Source organism: Seonamhaeicola marinus, assembly GCF_008085455.1.
Window position 1 is genome coordinate 1 of sequence record NZ_VSDQ01000510.1, and the last position, 221, is coordinate 221.

General features: G+C 29.9%; 1 pseudogene. It reads left to right on the top strand.

Going from position 1 to position 221, the window contains the following annotated elements:
• Positions 1–221 (top strand): annotated as a pseudogene (locus tag FUA24_RS07995) (DEAD/DEAH box helicase); the annotation flags it as partial.

The following is a 221-nucleotide window of genomic DNA, read 5'->3' on the forward strand; positions in this document are numbered from 1 at the left end:
CAACTTATTAATATTTTTGACTTACTACCTGAACGCCGACAAAACATCATGTTTTCTGCAACCATGACACAAGATGTTGATGAACTTATAACTGATTTTTTTAAAAACCCAGAACGAATTTCTATAGCTGTTTCTGGTACACCTCTAAATAATATTTCACAAAACAAATACAACGTTCCAAACTTTTACACCAAAGTAAATTTATTGGTACATCTTTTAAA